At 35.9% G+C, this 22,987-nt stretch carries 23 protein-coding genes; 4 read left to right on the top strand and 19 right to left on the bottom strand.

The features are described from left to right. Nucleotides 1-6 precede the first annotated feature (6 nt). The 4 genes from RE431_RS10320 to RE431_RS10305 form a co-directional block, all read right to left on the bottom strand. Nucleotides 7-1,401 (bottom strand): anthranilate synthase component I family protein, encoded by a 1,395-nt coding sequence (locus RE431_RS10320; protein ID WP_309561898.1) that lies wholly within the window; start codon nt 1,399-1,401, stop codon nt 7-9. Nucleotides 1,402-1,625: 224 nt separating this feature from the next. After that, the gene (locus tag RE431_RS10315) at nt 1,626-2,195 is read right to left on the bottom strand and encodes a YceI family protein (RefSeq protein WP_309561897.1); all 570 of its coding nucleotides are present in this window, start codon (nt 2,193-2,195) and stop codon (nt 1,626-1,628) included. Between the two features lie 19 nt (nt 2,196-2,214). Beyond that, the gene (locus RE431_RS10310; RefSeq protein WP_309561896.1) at nt 2,215-2,868 is read right to left on the bottom strand and encodes an NAD(P)H-dependent oxidoreductase; all 654 of its coding nucleotides are present in this window, start codon (nt 2,866-2,868) and stop codon (nt 2,215-2,217) included. Beyond that, nucleotides 2,852-3,268, bottom strand: a complete 417-nt coding sequence (locus RE431_RS10305; protein WP_309561895.1) for a MarR family winged helix-turn-helix transcriptional regulator — start codon at nt 3,266-3,268, stop codon at nt 2,852-2,854. The genes RE431_RS10310 and RE431_RS10305 overlap by 17 nt, the downstream gene beginning before the upstream one ends. 183 nt (nt 3,269-3,451) lie before the next feature. Between RE431_RS10305 and RE431_RS10300 the strand changes: the two genes are divergently transcribed. Together RE431_RS10300 and RE431_RS10295 are read left to right on the top strand one after the other, a co-directional pair. Further along, entirely contained in the window at nt 3,452-3,766 is a 315-nt protein-coding gene (locus tag RE431_RS10300; RefSeq protein ID WP_309561894.1) for a rhodanese-like domain-containing protein, read from the top strand. 159 nt (nt 3,767-3,925) lie between these two features. Next, a complete protein-coding gene (locus tag RE431_RS10295; protein WP_309561893.1) occupies nt 3,926-4,615 on the top strand; it encodes an outer membrane beta-barrel protein in 690 nt (229 codons plus the stop codon). A 50-nt stretch (nt 4,616-4,665) separates the two neighbouring features. Here RE431_RS10295 and RE431_RS10290 read toward each other — a convergent pair whose 3' ends face one another. From RE431_RS10290 to RE431_RS10235, 12 genes are all read right to left on the bottom strand, one after another. Further along, nucleotides 4,666-6,489: a sodium:solute symporter family protein gene (locus RE431_RS10290; RefSeq protein ID WP_309561892.1), complete on the bottom strand. Its 1,824-nt coding sequence runs from the start codon at nt 6,487-6,489 to the stop codon at nt 4,666-4,668. A 278-nt stretch (nt 6,490-6,767) separates the two neighbouring features. After that, nucleotides 6,768-7,361, bottom strand: coding sequence for an HD domain-containing protein (locus RE431_RS10285; RefSeq protein WP_309561891.1), 594 nt, complete (start codon nt 7,359-7,361; stop codon nt 6,768-6,770). 327 nt (nt 7,362-7,688) lie between these two features. Continuing rightward, entirely contained in the window at nt 7,689-9,224 is a 1,536-nt protein-coding gene (locus tag RE431_RS10280) for an alanine/glycine:cation symporter family protein (RefSeq protein WP_309561890.1), read from the bottom strand. Nucleotides 9,225-9,307: 83 nt separating this feature from the next. Beyond that, nucleotides 9,308-10,438, bottom strand: coding sequence for a helix-turn-helix transcriptional regulator (locus RE431_RS10275; RefSeq protein ID WP_309561889.1), 1,131 nt, complete (start codon nt 10,436-10,438; stop codon nt 9,308-9,310). Nucleotides 10,439-10,482: 44 nt separating this feature from the next. Next, nucleotides 10,483-11,337, bottom strand: a complete 855-nt coding sequence (rlmF, locus tag RE431_RS10270) for a 23S rRNA (adenine(1618)-N(6))-methyltransferase RlmF (RefSeq protein WP_309561888.1) — start codon at nt 11,335-11,337, stop codon at nt 10,483-10,485. Nucleotides 11,338-11,388: 51 nt separating this feature from the next. After that, the gene (locus RE431_RS10265) at nt 11,389-12,813 is read right to left on the bottom strand and encodes an exonuclease domain-containing protein (RefSeq protein WP_309561887.1); all 1,425 of its coding nucleotides are present in this window, start codon (nt 12,811-12,813) and stop codon (nt 11,389-11,391) included. A 166-nt stretch (nt 12,814-12,979) separates the two neighbouring features. Further along, on the bottom strand, nt 12,980-14,776 hold the full coding sequence (locus RE431_RS10260; RefSeq protein ID WP_309561886.1) for a vWA domain-containing protein: 1,797 nt from the start codon (nt 14,774-14,776) through the stop codon (nt 12,980-12,982). Between the two features lie 110 nt (nt 14,777-14,886). Continuing rightward, entirely contained in the window at nt 14,887-15,360 is a 474-nt protein-coding gene (locus RE431_RS10255; protein ID WP_309561885.1) for a nuclear transport factor 2 family protein, read from the bottom strand. Next, a complete protein-coding gene (locus tag RE431_RS10250) occupies nt 15,357-15,977 on the bottom strand; it encodes an SGNH/GDSL hydrolase family protein (protein ID WP_309561884.1) in 621 nt (206 codons plus the stop codon). The genes RE431_RS10255 and RE431_RS10250 overlap by 4 nt, the downstream gene beginning before the upstream one ends. 27 nt (nt 15,978-16,004) lie before the next feature. Beyond that, the gene (locus RE431_RS10245) at nt 16,005-17,066 is read right to left on the bottom strand and encodes an NAD-dependent epimerase/dehydratase family protein (RefSeq protein ID WP_309561883.1); all 1,062 of its coding nucleotides are present in this window, start codon (nt 17,064-17,066) and stop codon (nt 16,005-16,007) included. A 3-nt stretch (nt 17,067-17,069) separates the two neighbouring features. Continuing rightward, a complete protein-coding gene (locus RE431_RS10240; RefSeq protein WP_309561882.1) occupies nt 17,070-18,158 on the bottom strand; it encodes an MBL fold metallo-hydrolase in 1,089 nt (362 codons plus the stop codon). Between the two features lie 142 nt (nt 18,159-18,300). Next, entirely contained in the window at nt 18,301-19,209 is a 909-nt protein-coding gene (locus RE431_RS10235; protein ID WP_309561881.1) for a helix-turn-helix domain-containing protein, read from the bottom strand. 171 nt (nt 19,210-19,380) lie between these two features. Here RE431_RS10235 and RE431_RS10230 point away from each other — a divergent pair, with 171 nt between their 5' ends. After that, nucleotides 19,381-20,265: a DUF808 domain-containing protein gene (locus RE431_RS10230; protein WP_309561880.1), complete on the top strand. Its 885-nt coding sequence runs from the start codon at nt 19,381-19,383 to the stop codon at nt 20,263-20,265. A gap of 4 nt (nt 20,266-20,269) precedes the next feature. Next, the gene (locus RE431_RS10225) at nt 20,270-20,719 is read left to right on the top strand and encodes a methyltransferase family protein (RefSeq protein ID WP_309561879.1); all 450 of its coding nucleotides are present in this window, start codon (nt 20,270-20,272) and stop codon (nt 20,717-20,719) included. Nucleotides 20,720-20,832: 113 nt separating this feature from the next. Here the strand turns inward: RE431_RS10225 and RE431_RS10220 are convergent, their stop codons facing one another. From RE431_RS10220 to RE431_RS10210, 3 genes are all read right to left on the bottom strand, one after another. Next, nucleotides 20,833-21,153: an outer membrane protein assembly factor BamD gene (locus RE431_RS10220; RefSeq protein WP_309561878.1), complete on the bottom strand. Its 321-nt coding sequence runs from the start codon at nt 21,151-21,153 to the stop codon at nt 20,833-20,835. A gap of 87 nt (nt 21,154-21,240) precedes the next feature. After that, nucleotides 21,241-21,834 (bottom strand): RDD family protein, encoded by a 594-nt coding sequence (locus tag RE431_RS10215; protein WP_309561877.1) that lies wholly within the window; start codon nt 21,832-21,834, stop codon nt 21,241-21,243. Between the two features lie 171 nt (nt 21,835-22,005). Next, nucleotides 22,006-22,737: a hypothetical protein gene (locus tag RE431_RS10210; protein WP_309561876.1), complete on the bottom strand. Its 732-nt coding sequence runs from the start codon at nt 22,735-22,737 to the stop codon at nt 22,006-22,008. Between the last annotated feature and the right edge of the window lie 250 nt (nt 22,738-22,987).

The raw sequence follows: 22,987 nt of genomic DNA, 5'->3' as shown, positions 1-22,987 counted from the left end.
TTCATTCTATATTTCTTCAGCAATTTCAAGTGCTTTGGTCAAAGCGCCTAGTTTATTATAAACTTCCTGTAATTCATTCTCTGATTTAGATTCAGAAACAATTCCTGCTCCAGCCTGGTAATGTAATTCGTGGTTCTTACTCACAAAAGACCTGATGATAATTGCGTGATTAAAATTCCCTTCAAAATCCATGAATCCAATGGCTCCTCCGTAAGCGCTCCTATTTACATTCTCGAATTTTTCGATCAATTTTAAGGCCATGGGTTTTGGTGCACCGCTTAAAGTTCCTGCCGGGAAAGTATCGGCCACAATTTGGGGGGTTGGAACTTTTGTATCTATTTTTCCTGTAACCTTACTTACCAAATGGATCACATGAGAAAAGAACTGGATCTCCCTGTAATTTTCCACTTTTACATCACTTCCATTTCTACTAAGATCATTACGAGCCAGGTCTACCAGCATCACATGTTCAGAGTTTTCCTTTTCATCTACGGCTAATTCCTTTGCAATCTCTGCATCTTTTTCATCATTTCCGGTTCTTTTAAACGTTCCGGCAATTGGATGAATTTCAGCTCGACCTTTATTTACAACCAGCTGTGCTTCTGGAGAACTTCCGAAGATTTTGAAATTCCCATAGTCGAAATAAAATAGATAGGGGGAAGGATTCACATTTCGCAAAGCGCGATATACGTTGAATTCATCGCCCTTGAATTTTTGAGAAAATCTTCTGGACAAAACCAGCTGAAATACGTCTCCGCGATGGCAATGTTCCTTGGCCGAATCTACCATTGCTTTATATTCCTCATCATTTAGATTGGATTTTGGCTTTTCATTTCTGTTGAAATTGTAAGACGCAAAATTTTTAACTTTCAGCAGTTGCTCGATTTCTTCAATCTTACTTTCAGAATTATAGGAATGATCAAAAATATACGCCTCGTTCTTGAAGTGATTTATGGCAATGATATTTTGATAAACAGCATAATAAATATCCGGAATCTGAAGATCTTTTTCTTTTCTACTGACTTCAACATTCTCAAAATATCGAACCGAATCATAAGCGATATAGCCAAAAAGTCCGTTGTTTATGAACTTGAATTCCGATGAATCTACTTTAAATTTTTGAGAAAACTTCTGGATTTCTTTAGGAACAGAAATCTTAGAATCAACGTTCAATTTTTCTGTTGATCCATCGGGAAATGCTGTGGTGATAACTTCATTTTCCAGTCTGAATGAAGCTATAGGATTGCAACAGATATAGGAGAAACTATTATCGCTAGCATGATAGTCACTACTCTCCAACAATAAACTGTTTGGATATTTATCTCTTAATTTAAGATAAATACTCACCGGAGTAATGGTATCGGCCAGGATCTTCTTGTATTTTGTATCTAATTCGAACATTGAATATTAATTTTATGCAATAAAAAAAGGCTTGTCGTGAGACAAGCCTTGGTATTTTCTATAATGGAAATAGCAGTTTAGCTCACGAAGTTTGACGTAAGTTATTCCACCACCAGTTATTTTTATTCATTTTAAACATGACTTCAAATATAGAGATGAAATTTTTCTAAACAAACAATTTACCAAATAAAAATTCCGGAAGTAGGGTTCCGGAATTTCGCAAATTAGAACTTCAGTTTAACATCAAGTTCAAAATTGTCATAAATAGTCTTGTCTCCAAGATTGTCGAAGAAGCTTCCAGAACCATATCTAACATTGTATTTTGATCTGTCTATGGTAAGACTTGTTGAAGCTGAATTTCCATCCATTTTCAAATCGAACGTTATAGGATGTGTCTCTTCTTTAATAGTAAGATCACCAACAATTCCATATTTTCCATTTCCTTTGGCTGCTGCACTCGTGATCACAAGCTTTGCTTTTGGATGCTTTTCTACGCCAAAGAAATCTTCAGATTTTAGGTGTCCTTCTAACTTTCCTTTATTTTCTCCAGAAAGATCGGTAACTGTAATAGTGCTCATATCCATTACGAATTCTCCACCAACGATCTTATCGTCTTCCATCATTAAATGTCCGCTTTCTAATTCGATAGTTCCATTGTGGGAACCGGTAACTTTTTCACCTACCCAGGTGATCTCACTTGCTTCAGTATTTACTTCTTTCTTTGTATTTGTAAATGCTACTGTTGTTAAAACAATTACTGCGGCGATTCCGCCTTTAATAATTCTATTTTTCATAGTTATCCATTTTTGGTTTTTAAATTATTTCAATTAAATCTGACTTTGATTTTCTTACTTTAGTTAAATGCTGATATTGATCATCATCGCTTCTATAACCTATTGGAGCGATCACAGCAGTAGTTAAATTTTTGTCTTTTAATCCAAGGATCTCATCAAATTTTTCCGCTTCAAATCCTTCCATAGGACAGGTGTCTATCTTTAAATTCGCTGCAGCAGATAATAAATTACCTAATGCGATGTAAGCTTGCTTAGCTGCCCATGGGTTCTGAGATTCTGCTGGTAATTGTAAAGTAGTATTCTTTATCATGTCCTCCATCCCTTTAAGATCCTCTCGAGAAAGATTACGTGTCTCCGCTATATTATCTAGATATGAATCGACGTATGATTCTTTAACCGATCTAAGGTTAGCAAAGACCAAAAGATAAGATGCATCTGTAATCTGCGTCTGATTCCATGCAACTTCCTTTAATTTTTCTCTAATATCTTTATCCTTTACTACGATCACTTCGTACGGTTGTAATCCATATGAGGAGGCTGTTAACTGTATACTCTCAAGCAAAGAATTTAAATCTTCCTGTCTGATCTCTTTCTCAGGATTGAATTTTTTAGTGGCATATCGCCAGTTGAGATCTTCGTTATAAGTGTTTTGGGTGTTAACTTCTAAGTTCATTTAATTTTTCGTTAAGTGATAAAATTTCTTTTTCGTTTATTTTTTCAGCAATATTGTTCTCGTGATCCTCGATTAATGGATCTAATTTTTCCAGCAATTTTAATCCCTGTTCGGTAATCCTAATTTCAACTTTCCTTCTGTTAGAAGGGCAAACAATTCTTTCACATAAATTCTTATCTACTAATTTGTCTACTAACCTTGTAGTATTGCTCATTTTAGATACCATCCTTTCCTGGATTGTTGAAAGGTTGGCAGGTTTTCCTCTCTGTCCTCTAAGGATTCTAAGAACATTAAACTGCTGACTACTTATATCAAATGGTTTGATTATTTCAGCTAATTTTTCGCTTAAGTAATTAGCGGTTACAATAATATTCAGAACTAGTTTTTTGGATTCTGCCATATTATCGGTTTTTAGCTGCTCTTCAATTTTCATTTGTATAGACAATTGTTGTATGTACAAATATAATTAAATTCATGGTTGATTATTTTAATGTTCTGTTAAAATTTTCTGACAGGCTGTTTCAGATTTCTCAGCCAAAAAATTAGATTATCTTTACATATCCAATAATAAAACTTAACTACGATGAAAGAATTAAGTCAGGAAGAATGGCAGAAACAATTAAATGACGACAAGGATTCTGTTATTCTTGACGTACGTACTGAAGAAGAGGTAGAAGAGGGTTATATCCCAAACTCAAAGAATATAGACATATATAAAGGGCAGGGATTTATCAATGAAGTTGAAAAACTGGATAAATCTAAGCACTATTATATCTACTGCCGATCTGGTAAAAGAAGTTCTCAGGCCTGTACACTTTTAGATCAAATGGGTTTCAGTGAAACTTATAATCTATTAGGTGGTTTTTCAGAATGGGAAGGTGACAAGACTACAGACTAATAAATTATTATTGAATTGAGAAGCACCGATTCCAGGTGCTTTTTTTATTGAAAAATACTGAAACTTGTTTTTTTACGTTAAAAACATAGGCTCAACTATTTGAATAGTCTATTAAATTGATATATTTAACCCCGATTGTCCGCGAATTATACTATGATCATGAATAAAGCATTTTATCTACTTATTGTTGGCCTGCTTTGCTTTACAGCAACTAGCGCTCAGGAATTTAGCTTCGGAATTAAAGGTGGCCCTAGTTACATCATGGGAGGGCAGATCACCGGTAGAGTAGGTGGTGGAACCGATTTTGGCGGAACTGTTGAAGGCGATTCCCAATTCAAATATCATGGAGGGGGATTCTTTGAAGTCCGTCTTAATAAATTTTTAATTAGACCTGAAATTATCTATAGTGCAATGGAAGTTGAATTTCAATTTCCAACACAACCATCAACTTATACTTTGGATAAAATTAGCGTGCCATTGTTGTTAGGTTATAACGTATGGGGACCAGTCGATGTTTACGCTGGACCTGCTTATCAGAAAATATTAGAAGTTTCACTTGAAGGAAACGAGGCAGATCAACCAGTTATTGTACAGAATAGTCCTCTAGCGGCTCAAGCTGGAATTAAAGCTGCATTTGGTAGATTTGAACTTGATTTAAGATATGATCGTACACTAGCTAGTAAAGAACCTTATATAATTAATATAGTAAATGGAGGTCCTGATGGTTATGGAATAAACACTGCCAATTTTGATGACTCAAGGCTGAATCAAATATTATTGAGTATTAGTTTCAAAATATTTGATAGTGCGGCTAATCCGGGAAGAAGAAAAGGTGGATGTTACTTCTAACACTTCATAGATAAATAAAAAGAGCTCCATGAAAATGGAGCTCTTTTTATTTAGAAAACATTGGACTTAATCCTGAACCATAACTTTCTTAGAAAGTATGATAATATGATCACAACGATTGTAATTATCGAAGCTTTTAAATACTTCCCGTAAATCCAGTAACCTGTACCAAATAACGCGCCATAGATTGTAAAACAACCTAGTATAGTTGCTAGTATTCCAGCAGGAACATTCCACTCTTTTCTCTCGTAGAACTCATCCAATTCAGTTAATATTTTTTGCCAGCCTGGACCTCCAGGTTGGGTTTTTTTATAGAATTCGATCAAAGTAGATGTTTTTTCAGGTTTAGTGATATAGGTAACTAAAATCCATGAAATGGTTGTGATTAGCACTACCATTGGATACGTAGCCCAGCCAGGTAGTATCCCAATAATCTCCCGATTATTATCAGGATCTATACCCCCAAAAACTATAACACCAAGTGATGTGAAATTAAATAAAATAGAAATTACTCCTGAAACGAACATAGCAGTAATCTCGCTCCAGGCATTTATTCTCCACCAGAACCATCTTAATAAAAAAATTAGTCCGGTTCCAGCGCCAAACATTAATATTATATTAAATAGCTGTAAAGCATTTTGAAGAACTAACGCCAGCGTCGCGCTAATGATCATTAATAGCACAGTACTTATTCTACCAACATTTACTAGCTCTTTTTCAGAAGCTGTTTTCTTTATATATCTTGAATAAAAATCATTTACGATATAAGAAGAACCCCAATTGAGATGAGTTGATATGGTAGACATATAAGCAGCGACCAGTGAAGCAATTACCAATCCTAATAAACCAGCAGGTAATTTTGTAAGCATAGCAGAATAAGCAAGGTCATGACCTAATTTATCCTGACTCACATTAGGAAATGCTTCCTGAATACTAGCGATATCCGGATAGATAACCAAGGATGTCAAGGCTACTAGAATCCAAGGCCATGGTCTTAAAGCATAATGAAGTACGTTGAAAAAGAATGTTGCACCAATAGCGTGATTTTCATTTTTTGCCGCTAACATTCTTTGAGCTACATATCCGCCTCCTCCAGGTTCTGCACCCGGATACCACGCGCTCCACCATTGTACTGCTAATGGTATGATCAAAAGTGTAATTAAAGCTTCTGTATTTGAGAAATCTGGAAGTATACTTAATTTATTCACCACATTTTCATGCATTAGTAAATTATCTAAACCTCCTACTTCAGGTAAATTCACACAATAATATGCCGCGCCAATCCCACCTATGATGGCAGTGAAAAAAAGAATGAAATCGGTATATACCACGCCTTTGAATCCACCCATAGTACTGAAAATAACAGTGACGATTCCGGCTAACCCGATGGTTTCAATAGCGCTTAAACCTAACATTACCTGACCAATCTTTATGGCCGCTAAAGTTACTGCAGCCATCGCCAGAACATTAAAAATAACGCCAAGGTAAATTGCTCTAAAAGCTCTTAGGAATTTTGCTGGCTTACCACCATATCTCAACTCGTAGAATTCAATATCTGTATCAACATTTGATTTACGCCAGAGTTTAGCATATATAAAGACAGTCAATAGCCCAGTTAATAGAAATGCCCACCATACCCAGTTTCCGGAAACACCATTATTCCTAACTATATCTGTCACAAGGTTTGGTGTATCTGTCGAAAATGTGGTTGCGACCATTGATACACCAAGAAGCCACCAGGGCATCGTTTTACCTGATAAAAAATATTCAGAAGAACTTTTACCGGATTTTTTGGAGACGTAAAATCCAACGCCAAGAGTAATTGCAAAAAATGAGAATATTAGGATGTAATCAATTACAGCTAAATCTATCATAGTATTTTAGGTACAGGTGAATTTGAATAACCAATAACGAAAATAAATCTGATATTCTGATAATTCTCTTTTAAAAAACTAGTGAGCAACATCATTAAATTGAAAAAGGGATAACAGTAGCTATCCCTTTTCTTGAGTTGGTTAGTTAAAGAATAAGGTTGAAATATCACCTATGCTATATACTTACTCGATAACCAAAACTTTGAAATTTAAAGTTATACTTATTTTTCTAAATATCCTATAGAGGGTAAACCCGCAAAAACTGAACATTTTAGTGATTACAACTTCTGAAGCTTGGCCCACATTTTCATTAATTTCTTTAAGTGTTTTTTCTTAACCGGTGCAAGAACCTTTAAGGCATATTTTGTGTGAAATTTATGAGCCTGCAGGAAATCAAGCTGGATTTTCAGCCAGTCCTTTTCAGATAATTTTAGATTATGATGTTTTAATTCAGAATAGAGTTTGTTTGAGTAGTGATCATAAGTGTCGGTTCCCAAATAAAAAAGATCTGCATCTGCTACTATATCTTCGTAAATATTATGGGTTTTCTGAGGAATTCTAGTGGCATTGATCATTCCGCAGATCATTTTAATCTCTTCTTTAGAATAGTCATATTGAGGTAATTCCTGACTTGCCAGTTTACAGCTTTTTTCCTCATGATCCTTTCTGCCGATTATAAATCCGGCGTCATGGTATAAAGCAGCAACTTTAATTAAATGAATTTCAGCTTTGCTGAGGTCTTCCTTCTCAGCAAGGAAAACTGATTTTTCAATAACAGATTTTGTATGCTCTGGATCATGATAATGAAGATAATCAGGAAGGTCATTCTCAAGCCTTTCATGGACGATATCGAAAATCTCCGAATTCTTCATCGATACTGAACTTTATAGAGTTTTTGAATGCCCGGAAATTCTAACGAGCAAATAGGAAAATCGCGAATTGCATTCAACTCACAATTAAAGTTCCATTCGCTAAAATGAATTGTATCCATAAAAAAGAGTTTAGGTCGCTATGTCTAAATTTAAGATCCTGACGCTATACCAATATAGTTTAAAAAATTGATTTTCAGTAAACAGCCCTTTAAACAAAGAAAGAGATAGACTCCCCATTGTCTATCTCTTTTAAAAAATTGAACCATTATAAATATAGTTTGTCATTTACGAATTTTATGACGCTTACCTATAAAATATTGACGTAAATCAACTTTTTGAATTTATAAGTTTTCGATAGCGCTTTAGTTCTTCAGCAACTTTCGGACTCAATATGAATAGCCCTATCATGTTTGGAACCAGCATCGAAAATATCATGGCATCACTAAAATCGGTTACCGCTCCAAGGGTGGCAGCGGCACCTATAATGGTGAATATGCAGAAAATTAATTTGTAAGCGTATTCAGTTTTCTTTCCACGACCAAATAAGTAGCTCCATGCCTGGTAACCGTAATAGGACCAGGAGATCATACTTGAAAAGGCAAATAATATAACGGCAAATGAAAGTAAATATGGAAACCAGGAAATGCCACTTTCCAATGCCTGGGCGGTCAACAAAACACCTTCCTCATTACTTAATTCCATATTAGGGGTAATAACATTGGTAATAATAAGAACAAGCGCGGTCATGGTGCAAACCACCACGGTGTCTATAAATGGTTCCAGTAAAGCCACAAGCCCTTCGCTGGCAGGATATTTTGTTTTAACAGCGCTATGAGCAATGGAAGCACTCCCAATTCCAGCTTCATTGCTAAATGCCGCTCTTTTAAATCCCTGTATCAAAACACCTACGAAACCTCCAATAATACCTTCAGGATTAAAGGCTCCATTCCAGATAGACAAAAATGCATCTGGGATTTGCTGATAGTTCATCCCAAGAATGATTATTACTGCCATAATATACATCACCACCATGAATGGAACGATCTTGTCGGTTACTTTTGCAATTTTCCGAATTCCACCAATAATTACAATTCCTACTAAGACAGACATCATTAGTCCAAAGATCCACCCCCTTTCATAAAGAATACTTTCTGTTCCGCCGGTCACGTGTTCAAATAACTTAAATGCCTGGTTTACTTGAAACATGTTCCCACCACCAAAACTTCCACCAATACACATGATCGAGAATAGTATGGCTAGTAATTTTCCTAATTTCTTAAACCCTTTTTCCTGCAGTCCTTTTTTGAGATAATACATAGGTCCGCCAAAAATGGTTCCTTCAGAATTTACTTCACGATATTTTACGCCTAAAGTACATTCCACGAATTTTGAAGACATTCCCAGCAGGCCAATCAAGATCATCCAGAAAGTTGCTCCAGGACCGCCGATTCCAAGTGCGATGGCAACTCCAGCAATATTTCCTAGGCCAACTGTAGCAGAAATCGCTGCGGTTAGCGCCTGAAAATGGGTGACCTCTCCATCACCGGCAATTTTTTTAGGAGTTTTATCGTCTCCTTCTATTTGAACAATTTTCTCATTTGAATCTGGATTTTCCAGATGTTCAAAATCGCCGCGAACTACTTTGATCGCGGTAAAAAATTCTCTGAAGTTTACTAATTTGAAATAAACGGTAAAGTATAAAGCTCCTAAAATCAAGACGATCAACACCCACGGAATTCCAACATTTTCGGTAATCGGTATTTCAGCAAAAACGGCATCGATAAACCAGCCAGTTGCATTCAGAAATTGCGCGTTTATGGTTTCATCCAGATTTTGTGTAGCATTAAATAATAGTATTGACATATTTTGAAGATTTTCAGACAAATTGGTCTAAATATCCTCTGGTCAAAAGCTTAAGTACTGCTGTTTTATTTTAAAGGATATGCTTAAGCATGTGTTTGAGCATCATCATGTGGCGTTGCATATTTGGTAAGATCATTTTTCTTTGCGAAAATGATCAATTGCTCTTTCCCGCCGCTACCACTAACATTAAGGAGCTTTTTGATCTGGTAAATGTGAGTTTGAAATCCTTCCAGACTAATATTCATGGCCATGGCTATTTCAGAATAGGATTTCTCAAGTCCAAAGTATGCCAGATTCCCCAAAACTTCTTTTTGCCGGTCTGAAAATGTCACTTTTTGGTTTTCCTTTAATTCTGAAAGTTCAGTTTTCATCGTTCGAATGGTATCTAAATGGCTTTCATTAGACAATTCCAGACGTTCCAGTTTAGCTTTGAGTTTGGCATTTTCAGAATGTAATTCGCCAGCTAAAGTTTCCTGTTGTTCTTTTTCGGACAGGAATTTCCAGCTATACAGTAAAATCGAGAATAAAAGAATGAAAAGAAATTTAAAAGATATTGCGGTTATACTACCAGCCATCGCCCAGAATTCCTGATCCAGGACTTCCAATGCCCTGTCTTGCGGAATGATTCTATGACTTACAGCGATAACAATTAACGCAAAAAGCGCAAAAGTCGGCAGGAGCATGAACTTCATTTTTCGCGAGGTAAAAGCACTGTTCAGTTCGTATAAAAGTGATAATGCAACGAATATTGATATTGGAATATCAATTAGCCAGATGAAATTATTGCTAGCTGTGGCATTTGAATAAGATGCAGCAATAAATACGAACGAGATCATTCCCATGACTCCGCAATAAAGACCTATGAATTCCTTTGAACCGAATCTTTTGACCAGTCTAACGATAAAACTTCTTTTCTTTGAATGTTCAATCGATGGAAGTGAGAGAAGTATAAACAGGGAATTTGCGAGGGAAATAATAACACCGGTATAGATAAGGAGCTTATTTGTTGGCGACCAGTTTAAAATTTCAGTAAAGATGAAATTAAGAATTGCGCCGAACCCCCAGACGAATATTGCCAGTCCAAACCATTTAATGCCCTGTATAGATTTTACAGCTGTTCCTCTGGATCTTTCCTTTATAAAGATGCGCTGAATGATAATTGCCGTAATAATGCAGACAATTGCGGTAATCGCATATTCTATGGTAGAGAGCATAAAAACCTGTTTCTGCTAAGATATAGATTTTTAGAAATTCAGAATTATAGGAACGTCCAGGCGATAAACCGACTTTTCTTATTTCCCTGATCCATTTCTATAGTTTTAAACTGGGCTCCAGATTTCTTCAGCAGTTTATAGATCTTAGGTAAGTTTTCTTTTTTAGAAACAAGAGAAGTAAACCAATCTATCTGTTCCTTTACCAAAACACTTTCTTTGATCATTCTTTTAATAAACAGTGCTTCACCACCGTTGCACCATAACTCGTTAGCCTGACCACCAAAATTGAGTTCTGATGATTCCAGTCCAAGGTTTTTAATTTTTCTGGATGCAGCTTTTTTTGCTTCTTTTTCTGACGCATGAAAAGGAGGATTGCACATGCTAAAGCGATAGTGTTCTTCCGGCTTCAAAACACCTTTAAAAATGCTGCCCCGATCTTCCTGATGAATTATTTCAACATTATCAGCGATTTCCGGATTTGCCTTAATGTTTGCTTTTGCGTTCTCAACCGATCTCTTTTCGATATCGGTTCCCAGCATTTGCCAGCCATAGATTCTATTTGCCAGAATAGGGTAGATCGCATTGCCACCAACGCCTATATCGATTCCCTTGATTTCTTTCTGAATATTTTCTTCAGCCAGGAGATCATTTAGATAATGAATATAATCAGCGCGACCGGGAATAGGTGGACATAAATAGTTCTTTGGAATATCCCAGTTCTCTACCTGATAATGACACTTTAATAAAGCTTTATTTAAATGTAGTACTGCTCCCTGATTAGAAAAGTCTATAGATTTGTTTCCATATTTATTTAAGAAGACAAATTCACCTAATCTTTTGTGAGATTCGATTAATCTTTCAAAATCATAAGAAGCATTGTGAAGATTGTCTGGATGCATTGGCGCTTTTTGAAGTTAAGCCAAAGATATAGGTTTTAATATTTCCTCAAATTACCCGAACCAGGCCTCATTTTCTGCCAGTTCTTTCTCTTCAGTATTTAAAGGAATTCTTGAAAGATTTTTTTCCGTGTTTAAATATCGGCTAACTATCCTATCTGCATAGCTTGAAGTTTTCGACGGATTCAGGAAATTCCTGAAATCTTCAGGCTGATTGAAATCTTCAGCATCTGAAATAAATCCATACCCGGCAAACTTTCCTTTATTCAGGTAAATAAATGATTTCTCTTTGTTAGTACGCCCTTTTTCAAGCAACAGACATGATTCGTCATATGCCGAAATAAAATCTACCGCCTTTTCTACCCGGTTATTATATTCTTCCAGGCTGATTTCATTTTTGCAAACTCCGCTGCAAGTGGTGATCTTATAATGATCACAATATTTAACACCAGCCTGTAAACCGCAATATTTAGGACATAGTTCAAATTTTTCACATAGAAACTCCATGAATTTAATCGCTTCTTCCCGCGTATAGAATTTCATCCAGCTAACCGGTGCGATTTTGTTTTTATGAAGCGCAAATTGTTCGATCCCTTTTTGATTGTGATAGGAAGTGAGCGTATAAGGTCTGGAAACCTTTTTCTGCGCTTTATTATACTTCGGAAAGAATTTCAGGATCAATTCAGATTCTCTTAAAAGCGCAAGCAATTCATTCCCTGTTAATTCATAATCGATGCTATAAGTTTCCTGCATCATTTTATACTTCCGGTTAGATCTTTCCTGAAAATGAGACTTTATCCTGCTCTTTATATTCTTTGCTTTTCCTATGTAAATGGGAATTCCATCTTTATCCTTGAAAAAATAAACTCCGGTAGCTTTCGGGAGTTTTTCAAAATCTGAACTTTTAAAATTTGGAGGTAAATAAGAAGCAGCAGTTTTTTGATTCAATAACTGACTAATCACTTCGAATTCAGGATCCAGGGAAAGACATCTCTGAAATAAGGTTACCGTCGCATCACAATCGCCTTTAGCCCTATGCCTGTCCATATGCGGAATATTGATTGAAGTACATATATTTCCAAGACTGTAAGAAAAAAGCCCGGGGATCAGTTTCTTGGTAAGCCTTACGGTACAAAGTCTTTTCCGTTTGAAATCACGACCTATACTGGCAAATTCCGCTCGAACAATATTATAGTCGAAATTCACATTATGAGCTACAAAAACACAATCTTTTGTAATTCTTTCCACTTCATCTGCAATCTCTGAAAACTGAGGAGCATTAAGAACCATTTCATCGTTAATTCCTGTAAGGCTTTCAATGTATAGAGGTATTGACTGACTTGGATTTACCAGCGAGGAGTATTCATCGATCACTTTTCCATCCTGTACAACGATCACACAAATTTCAGTAATGCGATTGCCTTTAATACCGTTGCCGGTAGTTTCAATATCAGTGATTGCGAACTTGACATCTTTCATGCTGGAAAATTACTTCATAAATGGAAAATATCCAAATGATAGGAAAAATTCCATTCAGTGCGATAATCACGATTAAATTGTCGGAGTTTCTTCGGAAAACTTTCGGAAATAAAAAAACGGACCTGTTTTCAGCCAGATCCGTTAGTATACTTCAGATTTTTAAATCTTATTCTTTAGCCAGGTCTACCGGTTTTTGGTAGCTTTTTACCAGTCTTATAAATTCGGCTCTGTAACCTTCTTTATCTTTTCCGCGACCTTTTTCAGCCAGATCCAGAACCATGGAAACATCTTTTTCGTTGGTGAATTCAGATTCGCTTAATTGCATTCCGAAAAGAGACAAAGCAGAAATAAAATTGAAATCGGTTGAAAGCTCTTTTTCAGCTGAGGTATAAACTACTTCTTCCAGTAATTTGCTTTTATTACCGTCAGGTTCTTTATATCTAAATTTCACGGTGACCAGTTCATTAGAATTATTGGCGGTTGGAACATGTTTGGTGTATTTATAATCGTCAATGTCCTTTAGGAATTCACTTTTTACTCCGGCTGGAATGATCTCGTAAACCGCAGTTACCGAGTGTCCGCTACCCAATTCACCAGCATCTTTCTTGTCATCTTTAAAATCTTCATCATTTAAAAGTCTGTTTTCATATCCAATAAGTCTAAATGCTTGAACATTATCAGGGTTGAATTCCACCTGGATCTTCACATCTTTTGCAATGGTGTATAGAGTTCCACCAAATTCGGTTCCCAGTACTTTCTGAGCTTCCTGCATGGAATCTATATACGCATGATTTCCATTTCCTTTTTGCGCCAGAGTTTCCAGCTTGGAATCTTTATAATTGCTCATTCCGAATCCAAGAGCGGTGAGAAAAATTCCGGAATCTCTTTTCTCTTCAATCAGATCTTTCATTGCGCTGTCGCTACTAAGTCCCACATTAAAATCACCATCTGTGGCAAGGATCACGCGATTATTTCCACCTTTTATGAAGTTATCACCAGCCAGCTTGTAAGCTAATTGAATTCCTTCACCACCCGCAGTTGAACCTCCGGCAGAAAGTTTATCCAGTGCTTCATCGATCTTGATCTTTTGATCTCCTGAAGTTGGTTCCAGTACAGTTCCTGCAGCTCCTGCATAAACAACGATAGAAACTTTATCCTGTTCTCTTAACTGACTGGTAAGAAGTTTAAAAGCTGATTTTAATAATGGAAGTTTATTTGGACTGTTCATTGATCCGGAAACATCTAATAGAAACACCAGATTGGAAGCTGGTACATTTTCCAAAGGGATCGTTTTTCCCTGAAGACCGATCTTTAATAATTTCGTGTCTTTGTTCCATGGTGTCTGAGCATATTCAGTTTGAATGGAAAAAGGATGTTTGCCTGTTGGTTGCTCGTATTCGTAATTAAAATAATTGATCATTTCCTCGATCTTAACCGCATCTTTTGGAATGTCAATTCCATTATTGATCATTCTTCTAATATTGCTGTAACCCGCTTTATCAACGTCAATTGAGAAAGTAGATAACGGCGAAGCTTTTACAAGTTTGAAATTATTCTCTTCTCTTTCTTTGTAAGATTCATTTTCAGTCACCGTTGCGCTGGAAACACCTCGTATTCTTATTCCGTGCGCATAACCGGTAGATGCCATTGCCAGACCGTGAGTTACAACTACCTCGTCTAAGGAACTGCCATCTGTCTCCATTGTCACATTCAAAACCGTTTTCTCGCCAACTTTGACTTCCTTTGTTTTCATTCCTACAAAACTGAATACGAGAATATCTCCCTTTTTAGCTTCAATAGAATATTTTCCATCAAAATCAGTGGTTGTACCTGTTGAAGTTCCTTTAATAATAACATTAACCCCGGGGAGCGAAAGATTATCGGTATCAATAACTTTTCCTGTGATCGTTTTGGCCTGTAAGTTCAAACTTAAGGTTAAAAATAGAATGTAAATTAATCTCATGATGAATTAAATTGAGATCAGAAGGTAGGGCGACTGATAGTTAGTATGTAAAAGCATGTCACAAAATTCAGGCCGAAATAAAGGTCAAATCTATATTTCAGTTTTCAAACCTATGGGTTTTTACGATCTTCCATAAATTTATGCAATAAACTATTGGTCTTTTGCTGAATTTTTTTCTTCATAAAAGGAGTCCAGCCAAGTAAGAATCCACTTAATCCTAAAGCTTGTCTTGACCAGTTCCATAAGTTGAATTTATCGGTGTGCTTTATAATCTTCGCATCCTGGAAAACCAAATGAGCAGTAACATGATTAACCACTTTTCTTTTTTTCGGGCCGTAATTATAAATGGCAGTCCAGGCTACCTTCGCAGTATTTCCGGAAGTTTCCAGAATTTTATGGGTTATATGAATTTCGTTATTCCTGCTTAAAAGCATTCGCCACATACTTCTAGCACGTTCTTTTTCAAGTTTGCCAAATGCCGGATCCTTAAATACTACATTTTCATGGTAAGCAGTGATCATGCCTTCCGCATCTGCCCTGGCAAAAGACTGGTAAAATTGCTGAATAAGTTCTGTATTGCTCATTGATCAGTTTTCATTTTCTGCAATCCTTCCACGATAATTTCTGCTGCGATCTGGCTTCCTTTTTCTGAAGGATGAAATTGATCAGGTCCGTAATAATCAAAATTTCCAGTATTATCGAAATGCTTTTTCCACACTTCACCTACTGGAAATAGCATTGCCTGATTAATTTCAGCAGCCTCTTTATGATTTTTGATTACTCCTTTAAATGTATGATAATATTCCCGGGAAGGCCAGACCATAAAGTAAGCTAGCTTCGCATTATTTTCTGAACAAAGATCTTTGAGTTTCTTACCGTATTCTATCAGGATATCTTTGCCGAAATCCTGCGATGATGGGCCTTGCTGAATAATAACAAGATCAAAATTTCTGTTTTTGATCATTTTCTGAACTTTTCCTTCGTTCCAGTGATCCAGCAAAGCGTAGTTAGGTTTGGCGATCATCTTAGAACGTACTTCCAAACCCTGAGCTTTTGCAGTTTTTTCTACCAATTCAGGCAGGTCATTAGTATAAGTCAGGCTATTTCCAATAAAAAGTAAGTCTAGCTCATCATCTTGAGATAAAACTGGATAACTGATGAATATTATCAGAATAATAAAGATGAACCTGAATTTTCTCATTGCCTGTTTCTGAATTTATACAGCAATTTAAATGATTTTATTATCAATTAACACCTGGAAAGAATCTTCCATGGTTTCGCGCATAGGTCTGAAATTGATATTTAGATCTTTCTTTATTTTAGAATTATCTGCCTGCCATTCTACATTTACATTATTACGAATGAACTTTCTGGAAAGATTTTTATTCACAAAAGGTCCAACCAGCAGCAATAGCCATTTTGGCATCGACTTCGTTGGGACCGGATACGAATCACCATATTTTGGTTCCAGTGCTTCTCCCAACTCCACAAAATTGGTGTTATGGGCAGAAGTAATGTAGCGACCTTGTGCTGAAGGAGTAAAGCCAGCCTGATAATGAGCTTCGGCAACATCTCGAACATCTACTAAACCAATTCCCAATTTTGGTGCTCCCATTTTAAATGTACCGTCTCCAAGTTGCTTTAAAAGACTAAAACTTTCTGAAGTTGTAGCACCAGGATTCAAAGGAGGCCCCATCACTAATGAAGGGTTGATGGTTACCAGATCCCACTCACTTTGTTCTTCTGAAATTTGCCAGGCTTGCTTTTCAGCAAGGGTTTTTGAATAGGAGTAAGGCTGATATTCTAATGATGCGGTAGTGTTCCAGATATCTTCAGTCAAAATATTATTCGGTGCATCCTGAACATCTTTCGCATCGGTATAGATCGCGGCGCAGCTACTGGTAACAACCACTCTCTTAACTCCGGAAGTTTTTTTTGCCTGGTTTAGAACATTTGCAGTTCCTTTCACGGCCGGCTCGATCAATTCTTTTTGAGGATCATCGTATTCTGAAGTAAATGGCGAAGCGGTATGAAAAACGAGTTCGCAGCCTTCCATAGCTTCTGCATAGGAGCCATCCTCCAAAAGATCTGACTTGAAGTATTTTATAACGCCAGGAGATTTTTCAGCTATGCCATTTAGATGATGAACTTTATGTTCTTTTTCAGGATCACGAACCGCGGCATGTACCGTCATTCCATCTTCCAGTAATCTTTTTACCAGCCAACCTGCGACATAACCTGTTGCCCCTGTTACTAAAACCGGTTTTGTTTTATCTATGTTCGTCATCATTTTTTATTTAATAATTAACTGCTCTCCTAGTTCAGGAATTCTATAATCTAAGCCTTTTTCCAGAGAAGTTCTAATAAATCCATCAATTGGGTCTTCCCAGTTATGTAAAGCGAGAGTGAAAGCTCCCCAGTGGATGGGTATTGCTTTTTCAGCTTTAACATCTATTGCGGCCTGTACAGATTCATTAGGGAACATATGTATCTGACCCCAGTTTTCGTTGTACTGTCCGCATTCAACAAAAGCCATATCAAACGGACCAAGTTTCTCACCGATTTCCTTAAAGTGATCTCCATAGCCGCCATCACCGCTCCAGTAGATATTTTCTGATTTTGTAGTGAAAGTGTAGCCGCCCCAGAGACTTTTATCACGATCAAATAATCCTCTTCCGGAAAAATGTCTTGATGGCACAAAATTGATCCTGATATCATTTACGGTAACTGTATCCCACCAGTCCATTTCAGTAATTCTGGAAGTTTCAATGCTCCAGCGCAACAAATGTCTTTTTACACCGAGTGGCACATAGAAATGTTTCACTTTAGCTTTTAATTTCTGAAAGCTGTCATAATCGAGATGGTCATAATGATCGTGCGAAATAAGCACCGCATCGATTTGCGGTAACTTATCGATAATGTATAAAGTAGAGTCTGAATATCTTTTGGTTCTTATCGGGCCAACAGGTGAGGCATCAGCGCCAAACATAGGATCTATCAGAATATTAGAATTATTCAATTTGAATAAGCCTACCGAGTGACCATACCAGATAAATTTTGCGCCTTCAGATTTTGTGTCCCAGAGTTCCTGATCAAACTCTTTGATAGGTAATTCTTTTTGCGGTCCGCGTTCCGCTTTTCCTGTGAAATTATCTTTAATTAGACCAGGCATTTTTTTTAGGTCCATATCCATGGTAGTGGTCTGTAAATTCCTGAATTTTTCGCCATTCCATTGGTTGGATTGAGCAAAGGCAAGTTTTTCCTCTTTGGAGATCTTTCCACCAAACTGCGGATTAAGGTACAGGTATCCAATTCCGTATAAAAGACCAGTAACTAATAGGGCTATGATTATTTGTGCCGTCATCTTTAATTTTTTTTTCATTGACTAAATATTCTGATACAAAGATGTGCAACATTCTGCCTGATCCTGAACACAGAATACGGAAACAAAAACACAAATTACTGAATGTTAGAAAATAAGAATGGAGATTTATGTTCTTCTTAATATTTCGAATGTTCTTTTATTAGTTCTGGGTGCGATATTCCTGAGGAGAAAATCCTGTTTTCGATTTAAAGAATCGACTAAAATAGTGCGGGTAATTATAACCAAGTTGATAGGCAATTTCTCCGATAGATTCTGTAGAACCTAACAACATGGTCTTGGCTTTGTCAACCACAAAATCGCTAATGTGATCTTTGGCGCTTCGGCCTGTTTCCTTTTTCAAAAGATCGCTGAGGTAATTAGGGGAGAGGTGCAGTTCATCTGCACAATATTGCATAGTCGGTTGTCCCTGTTCTGAAAGCTTTCCAGATAAATAGTAATTTTTCAGGAGAATTTCCATTTGTGATACGATATCCTTATTACTGGCCGTACGAGTATTGAATTGCCTCTCGTAATAGCGGTTGCATAGATTTAGCAATAATTCCAGGCTAGAAACGATCACTCGCTGACTATGATTGTCGATCCTTTCTGAAACTTCCTGCTGTATCATATTCACACAATCTGTCACCGAATTCTGTTCCTGGTCTGAAAGATGCAGAGCTTCGTGAACATCGTAAGAGAAGAAGGAATAATTTTCGATATTGGTTCCTAGGGAAGTATTCCTAATAAGATCTGGATGAAAATACATCATCCAGCCATTGATCTTCTTCATAGGTTGTTCCTGGTTGGTTTTAATAACCTGATCTGGGCCGGTGAAGATCATCACGCCTTCATTAAAATCATAATGATTTCTTCCGTATTCAAAAGCACAACTGGCATCCTTAAGAGCAATAGAATAAAGGCTGGTAGTGAATTTCTTTCCGAACCAATTATCATCGACCTTCACTTTGGAAACATCGATGATACTGATCAAAGGATGTTTCGGTTTTTCAAAACCGATCAATTCGTGAAACTGACTTATAGATTTTATTCTAAGAATATCTTCAGGCATACTATTGCTTTTTTACAAATTTCAGTAGAAAGCAGGATTTAAAATAACACAAATTCCTGATTATGGAACAGATATGCCAGAACTAAATATTATCATAATTTTGAGATATAAATTTTCTCTAATTCTAATAAAAGGTAGAACTTACCCCTTTTTCAAAATCGAATATAATTTATGGCTTCAGGATTTTTCGCTCTTTTAGATGATATCGCTACTTTAATGGATGATGTGGCTACTATGGGAAAAGTAGCCGGAAAAAAAACTGCCGGACTTTTAGGTGATGATCTGGCTGTAAACGCAGAGAAAGCATCCGGATTTCTTTCAGATAGAGAAATTCCTGTTCTATGGGCGATTACCAAAGGTTCTTTTATTAATAAGCTCATCATTCTTCCTGTCGCTTTTTTACTTAGTGCATATGTACCGGTAGTTATCAAGGTAATACTGATTATTGGAGGGATCTACCTGAGTTATGAAGGGGCTCACAAGATCTATGAATGGATCGTACCTCATAAAAAGGAAGAAGATGTGCATGATCTACAGGAATTAACGAAAGAGGAGATGCTGGAGCATGAACAGGAGAAGATCAAATCGGCAATTTTCGTGGACTTTATATTATCTATTGAAATTATCATTATTGCCTTAAGTACTGTAGAACAGGCAGATCTTTTAAACCAGATTCTTGTAGTTACACTTATCGCTGTTGTAGCGACCATTGGTGTTTACGGGGTTGTTGCGCTGATTGTAAGGATGGATGAATTTGGGGTGAAACTGATCAATCTTAATGAAAGAGATAATAGTTTTTCAGATAAGACTGGAAGATTACTCGTTAATGCCCTTCCATGGGTTATTAAATCTCTAAGTGTCATTGGTACGATCGCGTTAATTCTGGTTTCAGGAGGAATTTTTGTGCATAACATTCATTTTATTCATGAGCTGGTGCATTCATTACCAACTATTCTCGGAGAACTTCTGGTAGGAATAGGTGCAGGAGCGATCATTTTACCGGTAATTACGCTCGGAAAAAAGCTCTGGAAATCTATATCTGGAAAGAAAGTTTAGAGTAATGCTAAAAGCAAAGGATTATTTTTTTGTCGGAATTCAATTTCTGCTATTTTTTGCTTATACCTTCAATATCGGTCTGGTCGAATTTCAACTTCAAAAGTGGCTTGAAATTTTGATGCTTAGCATTTCGATTATTGGCCTCATTATTTTTATTCTGGCAATCCTGCAGTTAAACAAAAATCTTTCTCCTTTCCCCACACCAAATTCTGATTCAGAGCTTGTCCAGACAGGACTCTATAAATTTGTCAGGCATCCAATCTATACAGGAATTCTGGTGGGATGTTCTGGATTCGCAATCTATTCTGAATCTATTTACCGCTTGATTATTGCGCTATTTTTATATGTGCTTTTTCTTCTGAAAACCAATTATGAAGAGCGTTTGCTTCAGCAGAAATTTGAAGAATACGGAAATTATAAACAGAAAACCGGTAGGTTTTTTCCGAGGTTTTAAAAGTTATAATTTAACCCTTAATTCAGCTGAAACTTGTCTATTTCAGGCATCTTTCTCAATCTGAAATTAAGTATTTGAAATGCTAGAAATCGATTTTAAAAGATATGATATGGTCAATTTTCCTGTTGTTCGATCAAATCATTCAGTTCTTGAACCGTTTTTTTTAAATTTTCATGCTCCCTGTTAGTTTCCTCTTTCAGGATTCTATTTTCAGAACCTTCGTTTTCTACAGTTTTCAACTCTTCTTCTCTCTGTGAATTTAATTTTTCGAGATTTTCAATAGTAGCTTTCAATTCATCCTTTTCTGATATCCCTTTTTCAATGCCTTCCTGTTCATAGATTACATCAGATTTCTCCTCTGTATTCTTATATATTTCAGAACACGCCGAAATACATAAAGCCAACAAGATCAGAGCTATAATTTTCTTATTCATGATTTTTGAAATGTTGGTTCTTTAGTAAAGGTATTTATTTCTTTTAAAGAAATACTGATTTGCACCTTCAATAAGATGTTATCTAAACTATAATGGCTGGTCTTTTATAACCTTCGTATTAGATAGTCGGTCGTGAAAGCCATTTCTTGTAAATAAATAAGATATTCTGTCAAATGGGATTAGCCGGCAGAATGTCCTTGTAACTATATCCAATTCACTGGGCTTATTTCCATTAGTAGTCACAACCTTAGTTCTTGTAATAAATTTCCCTAAGGTTTTTTGGAAAAGTACTTCCATCAAAATATAGTAGGTGAAAAAGCTTGCTATAATTAGAATTAAACCTGCTATTTCAAATCCTATAAAATCAAACGGAATTATCAATGAAATGATCATTGCGATAATGAATGAGCCAGTATAGGCGACAATGATATCAATAATATAATTAACTAACCTTAAAATTGAACTCACAGAATTTGATTTTGTTTCTTTAATTCCTTTGTCTTCAATTTTTAGGTCATCTACGACTTGATCATAATGAGATTGGTCAATATTTCTCTTTTTGATTTCTACCTCTGCTGCTTCCAAAGCAGGACTCGTATATTTATGACTTTCAGTGGTAGTTATTTTAATTAATTGCTCATCTGATCTTTCAGACATTGCCTTTGTAAATTGATTTGCCATTTAGATTTATTAAATTTCTAAAAAATATATAGTCAACATCACTGTTAGAAAGCGAAGTTGAATTTGGAAAAAAGCCGGTTTAGTATTAGTACGTTGATCAAGTTAATTATTTTCTATCTAATTGGTACTTTCAATTTGCTATGAGCCGACCTTTTTAATATTTACCTAACGCTATTCACTGGACTGAAGCATAATTTTAAATTCTGCACTTAAATGATTGATCTTTTCAATTAAATCCAGTCGGTTTGCCTTTCTTAACAGGTCATAATTCAATGATTTCGACTCTAAATAATCAAAAAATAAGTTATACTGATGTTCGGGAATATTCAAGGTTTCTTGTAAGTAATCGTAGTTTAAATTTTCATCTGAGCTAAATAATTCCTGATAGTCATTTAATTCAATAATTCTTATTTCAGGTTTTTTCGGAAATACACTATTGATGACCGAAACCAAGCCATCGTATATATTTCCTTTGGATTCCGGAATTTCATATAGAAACCAATTCTTTTCCTTATCAGAAATTATTTTTCTTTCAATTTCCTGATTTGCCTTTTCTATTCTAAACTCATTCGTCGAAGAGCTTATATTAACTTGGTCTAATGCATTTACTGCAGTCTTAAGTTCTACAACTATGGTTTCTTTGAGGTTAATCTCTTTAACGATAAGTGTCTGTTTTTGATATACTAATGTGTTGAACACCAAAGTATCTCCCAGTTTGGAATTAATACTGAAGAAACCTTGCTCGTTAGTTTTAGCATAACTATTCCTGGTTTTATTTAAAACCTCAAAATCGGGAACTGCTCCATTTGAATCATAAATAATCCCTTTAACTTCTTGAGCAGAAATGCTTTGATTTAAACTCAGAATTATTATTAATATGATTTTTTGAAAATAGTTTTCCATTAAAAATTTAACCAATTGTCTTCTTTTCAGCCTTTTGAAGTAATAGTAGACATGAAATTGTTAGTTTGGTAGTGGTCAAGTTAATTATTTTCCTTCTAACGGTGTCGGCTATTGGTGGAAAAAATTGCGGAGTCAGGCTATCAACCTCTATTTTTTCTTAAAGCGATATTAAATAAATTTTCTTTTTAAGATTTATTAATATCTCATATCAGATTTTTATTAACGTGATGGGTGAAACAGCGGTATTTAC

The sequence above is a fragment of the Christiangramia sediminicola genome, from assembly GCF_031344135.1.
In the GTDB taxonomy this organism is placed as follows: domain Bacteria; phylum Bacteroidota; class Bacteroidia; order Flavobacteriales; family Flavobacteriaceae; genus Christiangramia; species Christiangramia sediminicola.
The sequence above is the reverse complement of the archived record's forward strand: the minus strand, read 5'-3'. Positions and strand labels throughout refer to the sequence as shown.

Bases quoted from the DNA above. Each gene is read 5' to 3' on its own strand.
- RE431_RS10315 (WP_309561897.1), bottom strand. From the start codon at position 2,195: ATGAAAAATAGAATTATTAAAGGCGGAATCGCCGCAGTAATTGTTTTA.
- RE431_RS10240 (WP_309561882.1), bottom strand. From the start codon at position 18,158: ATGAAAAAAAAATTAAAGATGACGGCACAAATAATCATAGCCCTATTA.
- RE431_RS10300 (WP_309561894.1), top strand. From the start codon at position 3,452: ATGAAAGAATTAAGTCAGGAAGAATGGCAGAAACAATTAAATGACGAC.
- RE431_RS10285 (WP_309561891.1), bottom strand. From the start codon at position 7,361: ATGAAGAATTCGGAGATTTTCGATATCGTCCATGAAAGGCTTGAGAAT.
- RE431_RS10295 (WP_309561893.1), top strand. From the start codon at position 3,926: ATGAATAAAGCATTTTATCTACTTATTGTTGGCCTGCTTTGCTTTACA.
- RE431_RS10225 (WP_309561879.1), top strand. From the start codon at position 20,270: ATGCTAAAAGCAAAGGATTATTTTTTTGTCGGAATTCAATTTCTGCTA.
- RE431_RS10220 (WP_309561878.1), bottom strand. From the start codon at position 21,153: ATGAATAAGAAAATTATAGCTCTGATCTTGTTGGCTTTATGTATTTCG.
- RE431_RS10280 (WP_309561890.1), bottom strand. From the start codon at position 9,224: ATGTCAATACTATTATTTAATGCTACACAAAATCTGGATGAAACCATA.
- RE431_RS10215 (WP_309561877.1), bottom strand. From the start codon at position 21,834: ATGGCAAATCAATTTACAAAGGCAATGTCTGAAAGATCAGATGAGCAA.
- RE431_RS10250 (WP_309561884.1), bottom strand. From the start codon at position 15,977: ATGAGAAAATTCAGGTTCATCTTTATTATTCTGATAATATTCATCAGT.
- rlmF (WP_309561888.1), bottom strand. From the start codon at position 11,337: ATGCATCCAGACAATCTTCACAATGCTTCTTATGATTTTGAAAGATTA.
- RE431_RS10290 (WP_309561892.1), bottom strand. From the start codon at position 6,489: ATGATAGATTTAGCTGTAATTGATTACATCCTAATATTCTCATTTTTT.
- RE431_RS10265 (WP_309561887.1), bottom strand. From the start codon at position 12,813: ATGAAAGATGTCAAGTTCGCAATCACTGATATTGAAACTACCGGCAAC.
- RE431_RS10320 (WP_309561898.1), bottom strand. From the start codon at position 1,401: ATGTTCGAATTAGATACAAAATACAAGAAGATCCTGGCCGATACCATT.
- RE431_RS10245 (WP_309561883.1), bottom strand. From the start codon at position 17,066: ATGATGACGAACATAGATAAAACAAAACCGGTTTTAGTAACAGGGGCA.
- RE431_RS10255 (WP_309561885.1), bottom strand. From the start codon at position 15,360: ATGAGCAATACAGAACTTATTCAGCAATTTTACCAGTCTTTTGCCAGG.
- RE431_RS10310 (WP_309561896.1), bottom strand. From the start codon at position 2,868: ATGAACTTAGAAGTTAACACCCAAAACACTTATAACGAAGATCTCAAC.
- RE431_RS10260 (WP_309561886.1), bottom strand. From the start codon at position 14,776: ATGAGATTAATTTACATTCTATTTTTAACCTTAAGTTTGAACTTACAG.
- RE431_RS10235 (WP_309561881.1), bottom strand. From the start codon at position 19,209: ATGCCTGAAGATATTCTTAGAATAAAATCTATAAGTCAGTTTCACGAA.
- RE431_RS10275 (WP_309561889.1), bottom strand. From the start codon at position 10,438: ATGCTCTCTACCATAGAATATGCGATTACCGCAATTGTCTGCATTATT.
- RE431_RS10230 (WP_309561880.1), top strand. From the start codon at position 19,381: ATGGCTTCAGGATTTTTCGCTCTTTTAGATGATATCGCTACTTTAATG.
- RE431_RS10305 (WP_309561895.1), bottom strand. From the start codon at position 3,268: ATGGCAGAATCCAAAAAACTAGTTCTGAATATTATTGTAACCGCTAAT.
- RE431_RS10210 (WP_309561876.1), bottom strand. From the start codon at position 22,737: ATGGAAAACTATTTTCAAAAAATCATATTAATAATAATTCTGAGTTTA.